At 73.4% G+C, this 16,474-nt stretch carries 16 protein-coding genes; 12 read left to right on the plus strand and 4 right to left on the minus strand.

Annotation, left to right across the window (positions count from 1 at the left end; translation table 11 throughout):
* Nucleotides 1-180 precede the first annotated feature (180 nt).
* The 8 genes from ACIGXW_RS07550 to ACIGXW_RS07585 all read left to right on the plus strand — a co-directional run bounded on the left by ACIGXW_RS07550 (nucleotide 181) and on the right by ACIGXW_RS07585 (nucleotide 8,231).
* A complete protein-coding gene (locus ACIGXW_RS07550) occupies nucleotides 181-729 on the plus strand; it encodes a hypothetical protein (RefSeq protein WP_399571001.1) in 549 nt (182 codons plus the stop codon).
* Between the two features lie 80 nt (nucleotides 730-809).
* On the plus strand, nucleotides 810-1,733 hold the full coding sequence (gene mshD, locus ACIGXW_RS07555) for a mycothiol synthase (RefSeq protein ID WP_399571003.1): 924 nt from the start codon (nucleotides 810-812) through the stop codon (nucleotides 1,731-1,733).
* A gap of 134 nt (nucleotides 1,734-1,867) precedes the next feature.
* Entirely contained in the window at nucleotides 1,868-2,344 is a 477-nt protein-coding gene (locus ACIGXW_RS07560; protein WP_399571005.1) for a GntR family transcriptional regulator, read from the plus strand.
* On the plus strand, nucleotides 2,341-3,282 hold the full coding sequence (locus ACIGXW_RS07565) for an ATP-binding cassette domain-containing protein (protein WP_399571007.1): 942 nt from the start codon (nucleotides 2,341-2,343) through the stop codon (nucleotides 3,280-3,282). The genes ACIGXW_RS07560 and ACIGXW_RS07565 overlap by 4 nt, the downstream gene beginning before the upstream one ends.
* Entirely contained in the window at nucleotides 3,279-4,289 is a 1,011-nt protein-coding gene (locus ACIGXW_RS07570) for a hypothetical protein (RefSeq protein WP_399571009.1), read from the plus strand. The genes ACIGXW_RS07565 and ACIGXW_RS07570 overlap by 4 nt, the downstream gene beginning before the upstream one ends.
* Nucleotides 4,290-4,475: 186 nt before the next feature.
* Nucleotides 4,476-6,704 carry an RNA degradosome polyphosphate kinase gene (locus ACIGXW_RS07575; protein WP_399571011.1) on the plus strand — a complete coding sequence of 743 codons (2,229 nt, stop codon included), beginning with the start codon at nucleotides 4,476-4,478 and terminating at the stop codon, nucleotides 6,702-6,704.
* A 40-nt stretch (nucleotides 6,705-6,744) separates the two neighbouring features.
* A complete protein-coding gene (locus ACIGXW_RS07580; RefSeq protein ID WP_399571013.1) occupies nucleotides 6,745-7,827 on the plus strand; it encodes a CHAD domain-containing protein in 1,083 nt (360 codons plus the stop codon).
* Nucleotides 7,824-8,231, plus strand: coding sequence for an NUDIX hydrolase (locus ACIGXW_RS07585; protein ID WP_399571016.1), 408 nt, complete (start codon nucleotides 7,824-7,826; stop codon nucleotides 8,229-8,231). The genes ACIGXW_RS07580 and ACIGXW_RS07585 overlap by 4 nt, the downstream gene beginning before the upstream one ends.
* Nucleotides 8,232-8,373: 142 nt before the next feature.
* On the opposite strand, the gene ACIGXW_RS07590 is transcribed toward ACIGXW_RS07585, so the two are convergent.
* Together ACIGXW_RS07590 and ACIGXW_RS07595 are read right to left on the minus strand one after the other, a co-directional pair.
* Nucleotides 8,374-9,180 carry a class I SAM-dependent methyltransferase gene (locus ACIGXW_RS07590; protein WP_399571019.1) on the minus strand — a complete coding sequence of 269 codons (807 nt, stop codon included), beginning with the start codon at nucleotides 9,178-9,180 and terminating at the stop codon, nucleotides 8,374-8,376.
* An 11-nt stretch (nucleotides 9,181-9,191) separates the two neighbouring features.
* Nucleotides 9,192-9,881, minus strand: coding sequence for a FadR/GntR family transcriptional regulator (locus tag ACIGXW_RS07595; protein WP_399571021.1), 690 nt, complete (start codon nucleotides 9,879-9,881; stop codon nucleotides 9,192-9,194).
* A gap of 63 nt (nucleotides 9,882-9,944) precedes the next feature.
* On the opposite strand from ACIGXW_RS07595, the gene ACIGXW_RS07600 reads away from it, so the two are divergent.
* The 3 genes from ACIGXW_RS07600 to ACIGXW_RS07610 all read left to right on the plus strand — a co-directional run bounded on the left by ACIGXW_RS07600 (nucleotide 9,945) and on the right by ACIGXW_RS07610 (nucleotide 13,127).
* Nucleotides 9,945-11,159, plus strand: a complete 1,215-nt coding sequence (locus ACIGXW_RS07600) for an MFS transporter (protein ID WP_399571024.1) — start codon at nucleotides 9,945-9,947, stop codon at nucleotides 11,157-11,159.
* Between the two features lie 128 nt (nucleotides 11,160-11,287).
* The gene (gene mshA, locus ACIGXW_RS07605; protein ID WP_071965815.1) at nucleotides 11,288-12,649 is read left to right on the plus strand and encodes a D-inositol-3-phosphate glycosyltransferase; all 1,362 of its coding nucleotides are present in this window, start codon (nucleotides 11,288-11,290) and stop codon (nucleotides 12,647-12,649) included.
* Nucleotides 12,642-13,127 (plus strand): YbjN domain-containing protein, encoded by a 486-nt coding sequence (locus ACIGXW_RS07610; RefSeq protein ID WP_071965814.1) that lies wholly within the window; start codon nucleotides 12,642-12,644, stop codon nucleotides 13,125-13,127. Before mshA ends, ACIGXW_RS07610 begins: the two co-directional genes overlap by 8 nt.
* Nucleotides 13,128-13,142: 15 nt before the next feature.
* On the opposite strand, the gene ACIGXW_RS07615 is transcribed toward ACIGXW_RS07610, so the two are convergent.
* Nucleotides 13,143-14,417 carry an MDR family MFS transporter gene (locus tag ACIGXW_RS07615; RefSeq protein WP_399571027.1) on the minus strand — a complete coding sequence of 425 codons (1,275 nt, stop codon included), beginning with the start codon at nucleotides 14,415-14,417 and terminating at the stop codon, nucleotides 13,143-13,145.
* Nucleotides 14,418-14,554: 137 nt separating this feature from the next.
* Between ACIGXW_RS07615 and ACIGXW_RS07620 the strand changes: the two genes are divergently transcribed.
* Nucleotides 14,555-15,316 (plus strand): phosphoglyceromutase, encoded by a 762-nt coding sequence (locus tag ACIGXW_RS07620; RefSeq protein WP_071965595.1) that lies wholly within the window; start codon nucleotides 14,555-14,557, stop codon nucleotides 15,314-15,316.
* Nucleotides 15,317-15,634: 318 nt separating this feature from the next.
* Here ACIGXW_RS07620 and phoU read toward each other — a convergent pair whose 3' ends face one another.
* Nucleotides 15,635-16,324 (minus strand): phosphate signaling complex protein PhoU, encoded by a 690-nt coding sequence (phoU, locus tag ACIGXW_RS07625; protein ID WP_399571029.1) that lies wholly within the window; start codon nucleotides 16,322-16,324, stop codon nucleotides 15,635-15,637.
* Between the last annotated feature and the right edge of the window lie 150 nt (nucleotides 16,325-16,474).

A 16,474-nucleotide genomic window follows, 5' to 3' on the forward strand; every position in this document is an offset into this window, starting at 1 on the left:
ACTTGACGGGAAAGTGGCGGCTGTGGCCTATTGAGGGCGAACTTACTAAGGCAAGGCTTTCCTTCCTCCCTGGAGGATGGGGCTTTGCCTGTGGCGTTCGGCCTGTGGGGGGCCGGCCTTGCTCGACCACGCCCCGCCCGCACAGCAGCCCGTAACGCCGCGCAGAAGGAACCCCCGCACGTGACCGTCCCCGCCGCCCCCACCTCCCCCGCCCCCGTGGTCAGCAGATCCGTGCTGGTCGCCGTCGCGGCGGCGGGCGTGTGCGCGGTCTGGGCGGCGGCCGTCTGGACGGCCGTCCACCTGCGGGCGGACCCCCTCCTCCACGACGTCGCGCTCTTCGTGCACCTGGCCTGCCTGCTCGTCGGCTTCGGCGCCGTGCTGACCGTCGACTGGCTGGGCCTGCTGTGGCTGCTCGGCAAGCGCCCCCTGCCGGAGGTCCTCCGGACGGCCGACGCCGTTCACCTGCCCATCTGGCTGGGCCTGGCCGGGCTCGTGGGCAGCGGCGCCCTGCTCCACCCCGCCCCCGGCTCCCCGCTCACGCAGGTCAAGCTCGGCCTCGTCCTCCTGGTCGCCCTCAACGGCATCCACGCCTGGACCCTCCAACCCCGCCTGACCGGCGCCGGCACCGTTTCCCGGGGCGTGCTCGTCCGCTCGGCCGTCACCGTCCTCGTCTCCCAGGTGGGTTGGTGGGGCGCCACGGCCATCGGCTTCCTGAACAGCAGGCGCTGAACAGCAGACGCTGAACGTCGGATGCCGACCGGTAGGCGCCCGACCCCGACGAGGCCACCCCCGGGTCGTAGGCTCGCACCATGAGCGACGTGGTGAGTGACGTGAGCGGACAGCGGCGGATCGCGGTGCTGGAGGAACTGGCGCCGGAACAGGTGCGCGACGTGCTGCGGCTGATCGGGGAGGCCGCGGCCGTGGACGGTCAGCCGGCCGTCTCGGAGCAGGGGCGTCTGCAGCTCAAGGGCCGGCGCGAGGGCGTGCGGCACGTCCTGCTGAGCGACGCGGACAAGGTGCTGGTGGGCTATGGCCAACTGGAGGACAGCGACCCGGTGGAGGCCCCGGCGGGGGAACTCGTGGTCCACCCCGACCACCGGGGGCGCGGGCACGGGCGGGCGCTGGGTGTCGCCCTGTTGACCGAATCCGGCAAGCGGCTGCGCGTGTGGGCGCACGGCGGCCACCCCGCCGCCCGGCACCTGGCCCAGGTCCTGGGGCTGAGCCTGTTCCGCGAACTGCGGCAGATGCGGCGCACGCTGCACGACCTGGACCTGCCCGAGCCCGTACTGCCCGAGGGCGTGACTGTCCGCACGTTCCGTTCCGGCGAGGACGACGCGGCCTGGCTCGCGGTGAACGCGGCGGCCTTCGCGCACCACCCCGAGCAGGGCTCGCTGACCCAGCGCGACCTGGACGACCGCAAGGCCGAGGCCTGGTTCGACCCGAAGGGCTTCTTCCTGGCCGAGCGGGCGGGGGAGATCATCGGCTTCCACTGGACGAAGATCCACGCCGACGAGGGCCTCGGCGAGGTGTACGTGCTGGGCGTACGGCCCGGGGCGCAGGGCGGCGGCCTGGGCAAGGCGCTGACCGCGGTGGGGCTGCGGCACCTCGCGGCGCAGGCGCTGCCGACGGCGATGCTCTACGTGGACGCGGACAACCTGCCGGCCGTGGCGGTGTACGAGCGGCTCGGGTTCGCCACGCACGAGACGGACCTGATGTACCGGACCGAGAGCTGACGCCTATTCGGTGGATCTACTGGAGATCTCCAGTGGATCTCCAGTAGATCTCCTCGTCCTGCCCCTCGTCGGTTGACAGCGCCAAGATCGCCTCATCACCCTTTCACTAGTCAATTAGTGGAAGGGGGAGGTGCGTGGTCGAGTTCCGCATCGACCGGCGCAGTGGTGTCGCCACCTATCTGCAGATCGTCCGGCAGGTCGAACAGGCCCTGCGGCTCGGTCTGCTCGGGCCCGGCGACAAGCTGCCCACGGCCAAAGAGGTCGTCGCGGCCACCGCCATCAATCCCAACACCGTCCTGAAGGCCTACCGCGAGCTCGACCGCGCGGGCCTGGTCGAGGCGCGCCCCGGACTGGGGACGTTCGTACGGCGCTCGCTGGCGCGGCCCGGAGCCGCCGCCGGTTCGCCGCTGCGCGCCGAACTGGCCGACTGGATGGACCGGGCCCGCGCCGCCGGACTCGGCCGGGAGGACGTGGCCGCGCTGGTCGCCTCCCTCCTCGACGAGATCCGCTTCGACGACCGCGATGACGACCGCGATGACGACCGCGATGACCGCCGCGATGGGGATCCTGCGGCCCGGGAACGGCACCGCACGAGCGAGGGGACCGCATGACCGACCTGACCTATCTCCCCGACCGGACCGCCCTGGAGGCCGTCGGCCTGGGGGTGAAGCACCGGCGCGGCTGGGCGCTGCGCGACTGTTCGTTCCGGCTCCCCGCCGGGCGGGTGTGCGCGCTCGTGGGGCCCAACGGCGCGGGCAAGTCCACCCTGCTGGCGCTGGCCGCCGGGCTGCGCCGGCCCACCCGGGGCCGGCTGGGCGTCCTCGGCGGCGGGCCGGGCGACCCGGGCGTGCGCCCCCGCGTCGCCTACCTCGCCCAGGACAAGCCGCTGTACCCGAACCTCACCGTGGCCGACACCCTGCGGATGGGCCGCGAGCTCAACCCCGGCCGCTGGGACCAGGCCGCCGCGGAGCGGCTCGTACGGAGCGGAAACCTTTCGGCAGACGCACGCGTCGGCTCCCTCTCCGGCGGTCAGCGCACCCGCGTGGCGCTCGCCCTCGCCTTCGGCAAGCGGCCCGAACTGCTGCTGCTGGACGAGCCGATGGGCGACCTCGACCCCCTCGTGCGCCACGAGATGGCGGCCGCCCTGATGACGGAGGCGGCCGAGCACTCCACGACCGTCGTCATGGCCTCCCACGTCCTGGCCGAGCTCGACGGCGTCTGCGACTACATGCTGCTGATAGCCGACGGCCGGGTGCGCCTGGCGGGCGAGGTCGAGGACCTCCTCTCCGCGCACCGCCTGGTCATGGGCCGGTACGAGGAGGCCGGCACGCCACGGGAGTTCGCGCCCCACACCATCGTCGAGGCGCGCACCACCGGACGCCAGCTCACCGCCCTCATACGGCCCGACGGCCCGGTACGGGGCCACTGGGAGACCGCCGAGCCGTCCCTGGAGGAACTGGTCCTCGCCCACCTCCGCGCGTCCGGCGCCCCCGCGCTCGTCGCGCCCAGCGCCGAGCCGCGCGAGGGCTCCCCGAAGGCGGCGGCATGACGACCACGATGAGCACGACGGTGACCGAAGCGCGGGAGGCACGACGCGGCTTCAGGCCGCGCGGCATGGTCTGGCTGGTGCTGCGCCAGCACCGCGTCACGGCGTGGGCCGCGCTGGGGCTGCTGACCGCCTTCCTCGCGGCGCTGGTGGTGCTGCGCTCCGAGATGACCGACTACGTCCGCGCGCACGACCTGAAGGACGCGTGCACGCTGACTGCGGACTGCAGGCCCTCGGAGAAGACCCTCGACTTCTTCCGCGCCAACCTCGCCGATCCGCTGCACTACGGCGGCATCGTCATCGAGTTCCTGCCGATGGTCGTCGCGGCGTTCGTCGCGGGGCCCCTGATCGCGCGCGAGCTGGAGAGCGGGACGTACAAGCTGGCGTGGACGCAGTCCGTCTCGCCGGTGCGCTGGCTCGCGGTGAAGCTCGCCGTACCAGGCGCGGCGGTCCTGGCCGGCGTCTCGCTGCTGGCGGCCGTCTACACCTGGACGTGGCGGCGGCTGCCCGCGCAGATGGCGCCGGGACAGTGGTGGTTCCGGTCGTACGAGATGATCGGGCCCGTTCCCGTCGCGCAGTGCCTGCTCGGGGTGGCCGTCGGAGCCGTCGCCGGCCTGCTGCTGCGGCGCACGGTGGCCGCCATGGGCGCGGCCGCCCTCGCCACGTCCCTGGTAACGGGGATGGTGCTCGAACCCCTGCGGCAGAAGCTGACCGGCCCGGCCACGGAGTTGTCCAGGGAGATGCCGGGGCTGATCAGCGGCGCCGACGACTGGATCGTCGAGCGCGGCATGATCGGTGAGGGCGGCGGGCGCATCCCCGAGCCGGACTGCGGCGTGGGCGTCAGCCCCGAGGACTGCGTCACCCAGCACCACGCCACCGGCTGGTACCTGGACTACCACCCCGCCTCCCACCTGTGGCCGATGCAGTGGGTGGAGACCGGGATCGCCGTGGCGCTGGCCGCGCTGGTGGGCGCCCTCGCCTTCCGGCTGGTGCGGCGGCAGTGCCCGTGAGCGGGCCCCGGCGGTCTTGGGGGCGACCCCCGAGCGTCACGTGCCCGTTACCCGTGATTCAACCTCGGTTGCGAGCCTTGCCCAATGCAGCCCGCCGCGCCCCGAGCAACCGATCGAAGGCTACGCGCCGCCCCCGCGTCCCGTTCCGACGCGCCTGTATCGCGCCCGGCGCGGAACAATGGAGGCATGAGCCAGTCGTCCGGCGCCGGTGCCCAGGCACGCGACACCTCCGATTCGGTGGGGTTCATCGCAGCCCACCGGCCGAAGGCGGCTGTCGTGGCGGGCGTGCCTGACCTCACCGAGGGCCTGGGCGCCTACGACGGCGAGATCGCCGTGGACGGGGAGGCGCTGCCGGAGGGGCGCTTCCTGGACCGCGAGCGCAGCTGGCTGGCGTTCAACGAGCGGGTGCTGGAGCTGGCCGAGGACCCGGCCACACCCCTGCTCGAACGAGCGAACTTCCTGGCGATCTTCGCCAGCAACCTCGACGAGTTCTTCATGGTCCGCGTCGCCGGCCTCAAGCGCCGCATCGCCACCGGCGTCGCCACCCGCTCCGCCTCCGGGCTCCAGCCCCGCGAGGTCCTGGAGCTGATCTGGACCCGCTCCCGCGAGCTCATGGCCCGGCACGCGGCCTGCTACCAGCAGGACGTCGCCCCCGAGCTCGCCGAGGAGGGCATCCACCTGATCCGCTGGCCGGAGCTCACGGAGAAGGAGCAGGGGCGGCTCTTCACCCTCTTCCGGCAGCAGATCTTCCCCGTGCTGACGCCGCTGGCCGTCGACCCCGCGCACCCCTTCCCGTACATCTCCGGGCTCTCCCTCAACCTCGCCGTCGTCGTGCGCAACCCCGTCAGCGGCCACGACCACTTCGCGCGCGTGAAGGTGCCGCCGCTGCTGCCGCGCTTCCTGGAGGCGTCCCCGCAGCGCTACGTCCCGCTGGAGGACGTCATCGCGGCCCACCTGGAGGAGCTGTTCCCCGGCATGGAGGTGCTCGCGCACCACATGTTCCGGGTGACGCGCAACGAGGACTTGGAGGTCGAGGAGGACGACGCGGAGAACCTGCTCCAGGCGCTGGAGAAGGAGCTCATGCGCCGCCGCTTCGGCCCGCCGGTGCGGCTGGAGGTCGAGGAGACCATCGACCCGTACGTCCTGGACCTGCTCGTGCGCGAGCTGAAGATCTCCGACGCCGAGGTCTATCCGCTGCCCGGCCCGCTCGACCTCACCGCCCTCTTCGCCATCGGGGCGCTGGACCGGCCGGAGCTGAAGTACCCAAAATTCGTGGCGGGGACCCATCGTGATCTCGCCGAGGTCGAGTCGGCCTCCGCCCCCGACGTCTTCGCGGCGCTGCGGGAGCGGGACGTCCTGCTGCACCACCCGTACGACTCGTTCTCCACCTCCGTGCAGGCCTTCCTGGAGCAGGCCGCCGCCGACCCGGACGTCCTGGCGATCAAACAGACGCTGTACCGCACCTCCGGCGACTCCCCGATCGTGGACGCGCTCATCGACGCGGCCGAGTCCGGCAAGCAGGTGCTCGTCCTCGTCGAGATCAAGGCGCGCTTCGACGAACAGGCCAACATCAAGTGGGCCCGCAAGCTCGAGGAGGCCGGCTGCCACGTCGTCTACGGGCTGGTGGGCCTCAAGACGCACTGCAAGCTGTCGCTGGTGGTGCGGCAGGAGGGCGAGACGCTGCGCCGCTACGCGCACGTGGGCACCGGCAACTACCACCCCAAGACGGCGCGCCTGTACGAGGACTTCGGGCTGCTGACCGCCGACCCGCAGGTGGGCGCCGACCTCTCCGACCTGTTCAACCGGCTCTCCGGCTACTCGCGGCGCGAGAGCTACCGGCGGCTGCTGGTCGCCCCCAGATCGCTGCGCGACGGGCTGATCTCGCGCATCGCCAAGGAGGCCGCGCACCACCGGGCGGGCCGTCCCGCCTCCATCCGCATCAAGGTCAACTCGATGGTCGACGAGGCCGTCATCGACGCCCTGTACCGCGCGGCGCAGGCCGGGGTGCCGGTGGACATATGGGTGCGCGGCATCTGTGCGCTGCGCCCCGGCGTGGTGGGCCTGTCGGAGAACATCCGCGTGCGCAGCGTCCTCGGGCGGTTCCTGGAGCACTCGCGGGTCTTCGCGTTCGGCAACGGCGGCGAGCCCGAAGTGTGGCTCGGCAGCGCCGACATGATGCACCGCAACCTCGACCGGCGCATAGAGGCGCTGGTGCGCGTCACCGATCCCGGGCACCGGGCCTCGCTCAGCAGGCTGCTGGAGCTCGGGGTGTCCGACCGCACCGCGTCCTGGCACCTCGGCCCGGACGGCAATTGGACGCGGCAGGCCACGGACGCCGAGGGGCAGCCGCTGCGGAACGTGCAGGAGATGCTCATAGACGCCCGGAGGCGCCGGCGTGGCTCAGCGACCCCATGACCCTCCGGTTACGGTCACCGCGCCCGGGGGGCAGGAAACGATGACGACGAAACGGTCCGGGGCGCCCGCGGTGGCGGGCCCGCACGCCCCGGAGGGCGGCGCCATGACGGCGGCGAACGTCCTCGCCGGCTATCTGCAGGCCCATGCCACGGAGTTCCTGCGGAGCCTGCGGCTGCACGCGGAGAGCGGCTCCGACGCCGAGGACGCGGGCGAGGCGGTCCGGCTGCTGCGGCGCTCGGCGCGCCGGATCGCCGGGGCGCTGCACGTGTACCGGCCGCTGACGGATGTCGCGTGGACGGATCCGTTGCGCGGCGAACTGGTGTGGCTGACCGATGTGCTGGGGCGCGAGTATGCGTACGCCGCCCGCCTGGCGCGGTTGCGGGGGGCGCTGCACCGGCTGTCGGGGGCGGACGGCGTGGACGTCACGGGGGGTGTGCCGGGTGCGGCCGCCGGGGGAGGGCTGACGGTCGGTGCGGCGCGGGCCGGTGCGCTGCTGGACCGGCAGCTGACCCTGGCCCGTACCCGCGCGCACTCGGCGGCGCTGCAGGCCCTGGGCACCTCGCGCTTCCACGCGGTGGCGGACGCGGTCGCCGTGCTGGCCTCCGAGGTGCCGCTGGACCCCGCCGCGCACGACCTGCCGGCCCGGGAGGCGCTGCCCTGCCTGGCGGAGCAGACGCACCGGCGGCTGATGGACGCGGTGGACGCCCTGCCGCTGGCGGTGGCGGGGCTGCCGTACAACGCCGAGGCGCTGGCCTGCGGCCTCGCCGCGACGCCGGCCGCCGACGCCCCGCCCGCGGAGGGGCGGCAGGACGCGCCCTGGCACCACGTGCGCCGGCTGGTGCGGCTGCGGCGGTACGCGCAGGAGGTGCTCGACGAGCAGCACCAGGACGAGGTGGAGCCCTCGCTGTCGGTGCGGCTGCTGGGCGCGGGCCAGGCCCTGGACCGGCACCGCGAGGCCGCCGAGGCGGCGGCCGCCGCCGCTGCCGCCGCCCGTACGCCCCGCATCGCCCCGGCCACGGCCTACGCGCTCGGGGTGCTGCACGCCGACCAGCGGCACGAGGTGGAGGCGGCGCGCTACGCCTTCGGGCGGATCTGGCAGCGGCTGACGGTGGCGACGCCGTGAACGGCGCCGGGACGGGGACCGTGCTGGCGGCGGGGTGCGTGCTGTGGCGCAGGTGCGGGCGGGTCGAGATAGCGCTCGTCCACCGACCGAAATACGACGACTGGTCGCTGCCGAAGGGCAAGCTCAAGCGCGGCGAGAGCCCGAGGGCGGGGGCGGTGCGCGAGGTGCTGGAGGAGACGGGCATGCGCTGCGAGCTGGGCGAGGCGCTGCCGACCGCGCGCTATGTGGTGGAGGGGCGCCCCAAGGAGGTCCACTACTGGGCGGCGGAGGCGCTCGGGGGCTCCTTCGAGCCCAGCCGCGAGGTGGACCGGCTCCTGTGGCTGCCGCCTGCGGAGGCGCGGGTGTGGCTCACGCATGACCGGGACCGGCCGCTGGTGGACGCGTTTGTGGCGGCGCTGGGCTGAGGCGGATCTTTCCCCTACCCGCCCTTTCACCGTTTCTTGTCCTCAATCGCCGGACGGGCTGAATTTCAGCCCGTCTGGGGGCACCTCCCAGCGGTAGCTGGGGGAGATTGAGGACCGGGGTCCGGGGCGGAGCCCCGTGGGCTTAGCCGGTCGGGGCCAGTGCGTCCCAGCGGAGCGTCAGTTCGCCCTGCCGCCAGCGGCGCGGCCCGTCCGTCACGGGCCAGGCCTCAGACAGCGAAGCCGCCGTCCGGATCCACCGCTGCCGCGCACTGAGCGCACCGTAGGGCGCGAACGCCGCCCACGCCCGGTCGAAGTCCCGCAGGAACGCGTGCACAGGCTCCCCCGGCACGTTCCGGTGGATGAGCGCCTTCGGAAGGCGCTCGGCGAGGTCGGACGGCGTGCCCAGCGAGCCCAGCCGGGCCGCGAACGTGATCGTGCGCGGCCCCTCCGGGCCGAGCGCGACCCAGACGTGGCGGCGGCCGATCTCGTCGCACGTGCCCTCGACGAGCAGCCCGTCCGGGGCGAGCCGGCCGCACAGCCGGTCCCAGACCTCCTCGACCTGGCCCTCGTCGTACTGCCGCAGGACGTTCGCGGCCCGGATCAGCAGCGGGCGGCGGCCCCCCGGCAGCGGCACCTCGAAGCCGCCGTGCGCGAAGGACAGGCCCTGGCGTTCGTACGGCCGGGCCGCCGCGACCCGTGCCGGGTCGATCTCGATGCCCACGACCTGCGCGTCGGCCCGTACCGTCCGCAGCCGCTCCAGCAGCTCGACGGCCGTCCACGGCGCCGCGCCGTAGCCGAGGTCCACGGCGACCGGGTCCGCGCTGCGCCGCAGGGCGCCCGCGTGGGCGGCGGCGATCCAGCGGTCCATGCGGCGCAACCGGTTCGGGTTGGTGGTGCCGCGCGTCGCCGAACCGATCGGGCGGTGGGGCGGGGTGGTACGGGCGGCCATGGGCATAGAGCCTAAGCCCGCCCGCGGGCGTCCCACTCCCGCGTGTCGGCGACGTTGGCCCCCGCCTGCCGGCCGGCCTCCGCCGGGTCGCGCTCGCGCAGGGCGGCCAGCAGCGTCTCGTGGCCCACCGGGTCCGCGCCCTGGAAGCCGGGCGTCGACCAGGTGTCGGCCATGGCCGAGCGCAGGGGGCCGGCGAGGTCGCGGTAGAGCTCGGCCAGCAGGGGGTTGCCGGAGGCGTCGGCGACGCCGGCGTGGAAGTCCCAGTCGGCGGCGACCCACGCCTCGAAGTCCCCCGCCCGCCAGGCCGCCGCCCGCCGCTCCAGGCACGCCGCGAGCGCGTCGAGCGCCGCGTCGTCGGCCCGCACCGCGGCCAGGCGCGCGGCCTGCGCGTCCAGCGCCTCGCGCACCTCGAGCAGCTGGCCGAGGCCGCTGCCGCCGTAGAGGCGGCTCACCGCGCCGGACAGCTCGCTGGTCGCGTGGACGTAGGTGCCGTCGCCGCGCCGCACCTCCAGGAGGCCGGTGTGGGCGAGCGCGCGCACCGCCTCGCGCAGCGTGCCGCGCGCCACGCCCAGCTGGCGCATCAGCTCCGGCTCGGGCGGGATGCGGGTGCCCACGGGCCACTCGCCGGAGGCGATACGGGCCCGGATCCGGTCGATGACCTCGTCGGACAGCGCGGGACGGCGCACCGGTTCCAGAGTCATGCCGACACCGTACCCGCCCGGCCGGCATGGACATCAAACGTCAGACGTCTTACGTTTGATGTCATGACCGCCGACACTGCCACGACGACGCACGCGACCGCCGCGGTGAGCAGGCCCGCCCGCACCCGGGCGGGCCTGCTCACCGTGTTCGCCGTAGTCCTCGTCGCCCTCAACCTGCGCCTGGGCATCAGCAGCGCCTCGGCCCTGCTCGACGCCCTGCGCCTCTCGCCCGGCCTCCCGGCCACCGGCGCCGCGCTGCTGACCGCCCTGCCCACCCTCTGCTTCGCCGCCGCCGGCGCCGGCACGGGAGCCCTCGCGCGGCGGTTCGGCGCCGAACGGACCGTCCTGCTGGCGCTCCTCGCGCTGACCGCCGGGCTCGCCGTGCGGGCCGTGCCGCACACGGGGGCGCTGCTCGCCGGCACGGTGCTCGGCATGTCCGGGCTCGCCCTGTGCAACGTCCTGCTGCCCACGCTCGTACGGACCCACTTCCCCCACCGCACCGGCCTGCTCACCGGCCTCTACACCACCGCCCTGGCCCTGGGGGCGGCCCTGACCTCCGCCGTGGCCGTTCCGGTGGCCGACGCGGTGGGCTCGCCCTCGCTCGGGCTCGCCGTCTGGGCCCTGCCCGCGCTCGTGGCGACGGCGGTGTGGGCGGGCGTACGCGCCCCCTCGCGCCCCGGCGCCCCCGGGCCCGCCGAGCGGATCCCGCTGCGGTCCGTGGCCCGCACCCGGACGGGCGTCCTGGTCACCGCCTACTTCGGGCTCCAGGCCCTCAACGCCTACGCCGTCGTCGGCTGGCTGCCCTCGCTCCTGTCCGGCCAGGGCATGTCGGAGTCCGGCGCGGGCGCCGTGCTGGCGCTCACCCAGGCCGTGGGCATCCCCATGTCGTTCGTCATGCTGGCCTCGACCAAGGGGGCGGGGAGCCCGGACCGGTTGCGCGGCGCGTTCGTCGCCGTGTCGCTGGCGATGCTCGCGGGGTTCGGCGGACTGCTGGTGGCACCCGTGGCGCTGGCCTGGGTGTGGGCGGTGCTGGTGGGGCTGGGGCTGTGCTCGTTCCCCCTGGTGCTCGCCGTGATCGCGCAGAGCGGCGGCAGTCCGGCGGAGACCACCGCCCTGTCCACGCTGGCGCAGTCGGCCGGCTACCTCCTGGCCGCGCTCGGCCCCCTGGCCGTCGGGCTCCTGCACGGCGCCACCGGCGGTTGGGCCGCCCCCATGACCGCGCTCCTGGTCACGGCCGGCGCGCAGCTCGCCGTCGGAGCCGCGCTGACCAGGCGGTAAGGCCGGAGAAGAGGGCTGGGTCACTGTTTGGCAAAGTGGGAAGGGGAGCCCGCCTCCGCGTTGTTCACACTGGTTGACAGGTGGTGAGCGCCCCCAGGGACGGACCCTCGGCAGACGGAGGACATACGGTGAGCCAGTACGCATCCAGGCTCGGCGCCCGCCGCGGCCGGACGCTCGGCACGTTCCCCAAGCCCCAGCTGCGCCGCCTCGGCACCGCCCGCCGCCCCCGCCGGGTGGCGATGCTGAGCGTGCACACCTCCCCCCTGCACCAGCCCGGCACGGGCGACGCGGGCGGCATGAACGTCTACATCGTCGAGCTCGCCAAGCGACTGGCCGACATCAACATCGAGGTCGAGATCTTCACCCGCGCCACCACCGGCGCCCTCCCGCCCACCGTCGAGCTGGCCCCCGGCGTGCTCGTCCGGCACATCGACGCCGGCCCCTACGAGGGCCTGGCCAAGGAGGAGCTGCCCGCGCAGCTGTGCGCCTTCACGCACGGCGTGATGCAGGCGTGGGCCGGCCACCGGCCCGGCCACTACGACCTCGTCCACTCCCACTACTGGCTCTCCGGCCACGTCGGCTGGCTCGCCGCCGAACGCTGGGGGGTGCCGCTGGTCCACGCCATGCACACCATGGCCAAGGTCAAGAACGCCGCCCTCGCCGCGGGCGACACGCCCGAGCCCGCCGCCCGCGTGATCGGCGAGACGCAGATCGTCCGGGCCGCCGACCGGCTCATCGCCAACACCGACGGCGAGGCACAGGAACTGGTCCACCACTACGAGGCCGACCCCGCCAAGGTCGCCGTCGTCCACCCGGGCGTCAACCTCGACCGCTTCCGGCCCGCCGACGGCCGGGCCGCGGCCCGCGAACGCCTGGGCCTGCCGGCCGACGCCCTGGTCCCGCTGTTCGCCGGCCGCATCCAGCCCCTCAAGGCCCCCGACATCCTCCTGCGCGCCGTCGCCGAGCTCCTGGACCAGCAGCCCGCCCTGCGCTCGCGCATCGTGGTGCCCGTCGTCGGCGGCCCCAGCGGCAGCGGCATGGCCAAGCCCGAGGGCTTGCAGAAGCTGGCCGCCCGCCTGGGCATCGCCGACGTCGTCCGCTTCCGCCCGCCGGTCGGCCAGGACCAGCTCGCCGACTGGTACCGGGCCGCGTCGGTGCTGGTCATGCCGTCCTACAGCGAGTCCTTCGGCCTGGTGGCCATCGAGGCGCAGGCCTGCGGCACGCCCGTCGTCGCGGCGTCCGTCGGCGGCCTGCCCGTGGCCGTGCGCGACGAGGTCAGCGGCTTCCTGATAGACGGTCACGACCCGGCCGGCTACGCCGCGGCGCTGCGCCGCTTCGCGCAGGAGCCGCAGCTCGCGGACCGCATGGGCGCGGCCGCCGCCCGGCACGCCCAGTCCTTCGGCTGGGGCGCGGCCGCCGCCGCGACCGCCGAGGTGTACACCGCGGCGATCGGCGAGCGCCGTCGTCGCCTACGCTCGGCACATGTCTGACGCGAAGACCACCGTCGAGCGGACGCTCGACGAGGCGGGCCTCGAATGGGAGAGCCCGTCCGACGGCACGTACGTCGTGAAGCTCCCCGGCACGCGCAAGCTGTCGACCACCGTCTCCCTGGTCGTCGGCAACCACTCCCTGTCGGTCAACGCCTTCGTCGTACGGTGCCCCGACGAGAACCACGAGGCGGTGCACCGCTGGCTGCTGGAGCGCAACACCAAGCTCTACGGCCTGGCCTACGCCGTCGACCGGCTCGGTGACGTCTACCTCGTGGGCCGGCTGCCGCTGGCCGCCGTGACGCCGCAGGAGGTGGACCGGATCCTCGGCACGGTGCTGGAGCACGCGGACGGCAGCTTCAACACGCTGCTGGAGATGGGCTTCGCGAGCGCCATCCGCAAGGAGTACGCGTGGCGCACCTCGCGCGGCGAATCGACGCGCAACCTCGACGCGTTCACGCGTCTGACGCGCGAGGAGTGACCAGGGCCCGGCCCCTCACGCCGCCGCCGGCTCCGTCTCCTTGGGGGCCGGCCCCGGGGCCACCGCCCCCTCGGCGGCCTCCGTCGGAAGCCCCCGCATCAGCAGCCAGTACCCCGCCGCCGCCACGGTCCCCACCACCGCGCAGATCCCCCACAGCACGTCCGCCCCGAAGCGGTCGATCACCGCTCCGCCCACCAGCGGGGCCACCAGCGCGGCCACGGACCACGACATGGTGTACATCCCCTGGTACCGGCCACGGCCGTGCGACGGCGACAGGCGCACCACGAGTCCCATCTGGGTGGGGGAGTTGACGACCTCGGCCAGGGTCCAGACGACGACGGTCAGCATGTAGACGCCGATCGACCCGGCGAACGCGGTGAGCCCGAAGCCGTAGCCCGCGAGCAGCGCGGAGATCGTCAGCAGCGCCCGCGGGTCGCGGCGCTCGAGGAGACGGGTGACGGGGATCTGCACGGCCACGATCAGCACGCCGTTGACCGCGATGACGGTGCCGTAGTCGCCCGGCGAGAAGCCGTCGGCTCCCATGGCCACCGGCAGGGCCACCGAGTGCTGCATGAAGATGAAGGCCATCAGGAACGACAGTCCGACGACGGCCATGAAGCGCCGGTCGTGCAGCACGGTCCACAGGCTGACGGCGGGCTCGCCCCCGGCCCCGGCACCCGCCGCGTCCGTCGGCTCCGGCCGGGACTCGGGCAGCTTCCAGAAGACCAGCAGGGCGCAGACGAGGGTCAGTACGCCCTCGCCGAGGAAGCCGATCAGGTAGCTGTGCTCGGCGATCAGGCCGGCCGCGAGCGAGGAGAAGGCGAAGCCGACGTTGATCGCCCAGTAGTTGAGGGCGAAGGCGCGGACGCGGTCCTCGGCGGGCACGATGTCGGCCATCATCGCCTGCACGGCCGGCCGCGAGGCGTTGGCGGCCATGCCCGCGACGAACGCGACGGCGGCGATGGTCGCGGGCTGCTGCATGAAGCCCAGGAGCGCCACCGAGAGGGCGGTCGAGACCTGGGCGATCAGCAGCGTGGGCCGCCGCCCGAGCCGGTCGGCCATGACGCCGGCACCGAGGGAGGAGATCACTCCGCCGAGCCCGTGCAGGGCCGCGACCAGACCCGCGTAGGAGGCCGAGTAGCCGCGGTCGAGGGTGAGGTAGAGGGCCAGGAACGTGGCGACGAAGGAACCCAGCCGGTTGATCAGCGTCGAGGTCCACAGCCACCAGAACTCCCGTGGCAGCCCCGAGACGCTCTGCCTCGCGGCTGTGCGGATGCTGGCGATCGACATGCTGTGTCCCCCGTGTGTAAGTACCCAATCCGTGATGCGCAACTTACTTGGCTGATCTTGTGCATGCCAATCAATTGACGGTCGCCGTCAAACGTCCCGGGCGCGAGCCGCTCGGGCGGTCGATTACGCTCATGGGCATGGCCGACGCACCGTACAAGCTGATCCTCCTCCGCCACGGCGAGAGCGAATGGAACGCGAAGAACCTGTTCACCGGCTGGGTGGACGTCAACCTCAACGAGAAGGGCGAGAAGGAGGCAGTCCGCGGCGGTGAGCTGCTCAAGGACGCCGGCCTGCTCCCCGACGTGGTCCACACCTCCCTGCAGAAGCGCGCGATCCGCACCGCGCAGCTCGCACTGGAGGCCGCCGACCGCCACTGGATCCCGGTCCACCGCTCCTGGCGGCTGAACGAGCGCCACTACGGCGCCCTCCAGGGCAAGGACAAGGCCCAGACCCTGGCCGAGTTCGGCGAGGAGCAGTTCATGCTCTGGCGCCGCTCGTACGACACCCCGCCGCCGGCGCTCGAGGACGGCACCGAGTTCTCGCAGAGCGACGACCCGCGCTACGCCTCGATCCCGAGCGAGCTGCGCCCGCGCACCGAGTGCCTCAAGGACGTCGTCGTCCGCATGCTGCCGTACTGGTACGACGGCATCGTCCCTGACCTGCTGGCCGGCCGCACGGTCCTGGTCGCCGCGCACGGCAACTCCCTGCGCGCCCTGGTCAAGCACCTCGACGGCATCTCCGACGCCGACATCGCGGGCCTGAACATCCCCACCGGCATCCCGCTCGCCTACGAGCTCGACGCCGACTTCCGCCCGGTCAAGCCGGGTGGCACCTACCTCGACCCGGAGGCCGCGAAGGCCGCCATCGAGGCCGTGAAGAACCAGGGCAAGAAGAAGTAGCCCCCCTCACGTGCGCAGAAAGTCGGCCCCCGTCCGGTAACTACCGGACGGGGGCCGACTTTCTGCGTGTGAGTGACATGCGGGACGTGTCAGCTGCAACTGCCGCCGCATTGGCAGGAGCCGCCGCTCTGGCAGCCGCACGAGCACCCGGGACCACACTGACAGCCGCTCATTCGGTTTCCTCCTAGAGGGGTGTCTGCCTTCCCACCCAGTCAAGGACCGCCCGGGCCGACCGTCAATGCCCCTCGCGTACGTATGTACGGGCGCACGGAGGCGCACGGAAGCACTCGGGACGCGGGTTCGCTGGGGGCGCCGGCGCTACGGAGCCTCCGGCGTGCCCTGCCGCCCCTCCGACTGGGTCAGCTCGTCCGCGTGCTCGCCCGTCACCAGATAGACCACGCGCTTGGCCACCGAGACCGCGTGGTCGGCGAAGCGCTCGTAGTAGCGGCCCAGCAGCGTCACGTCGACGGCCGTCTCGATGCCGTGCTGCCAGCGGTCGTCCATCAGGTGCTGGAACAGCGCCCGGTGCAGCAGGTCCATCGCGTCGTCGTCCTGCTCCAGCTGCAGCGCGAGGTCCACGTCCTTGGTGATGATCACCTCGGCGGCCTTCGCCATCAGCCGCTGCGCCAGCTGGCCCATCTCCAGGATCGTGGCGTGCAGGTCGCCCGGCACCGCCGTCTCCGGGTAGCGCAGCCGGGCCAGCTTGGCCACGTGCTGGGCGAGGTCGCCGGAGCGCTCCAGGTCGGCGCTCATGCGCAGCGACGTGACGACGATCCGCAGGTCGGTGGCCACCGGCTGCTGCCGGGCCAGCAGGGCGATCGCCCGCGCCTCCAGGTCCCGCTGCAGATCGTCGACCTTGGTGTCCGCCGCGATCACGGACTCCGCCAGCTTGAGGTCCGCGTCCAGGATCGCCGTGGTGGCGCGCCCGATCGCGGAGCCCACGAGCCGGGCCATCTCGACGAGGCCCTCGCCGATCGAATCCAGCTCCTCGTGGTACGCGTCCCGCATTGCCTGACCTTCTCTCGCCTTGAGTACTACCGGTGGCCGGGGGGTCTCCGCCCGTTCACACTGCCACGTTCCGGCCGGAACGCGACGGCCGCCGACCGCCGGAGTGAACCACCACCGACGTCAAGGTGAACTCTCGGCAACGTATGTTCG

This window comes from Streptomyces sp. NPDC053079 (assembly GCF_044546695.1).
GTDB lineage: Bacteria > Actinomycetota > Actinomycetes > Streptomycetales > Streptomycetaceae > Streptomyces.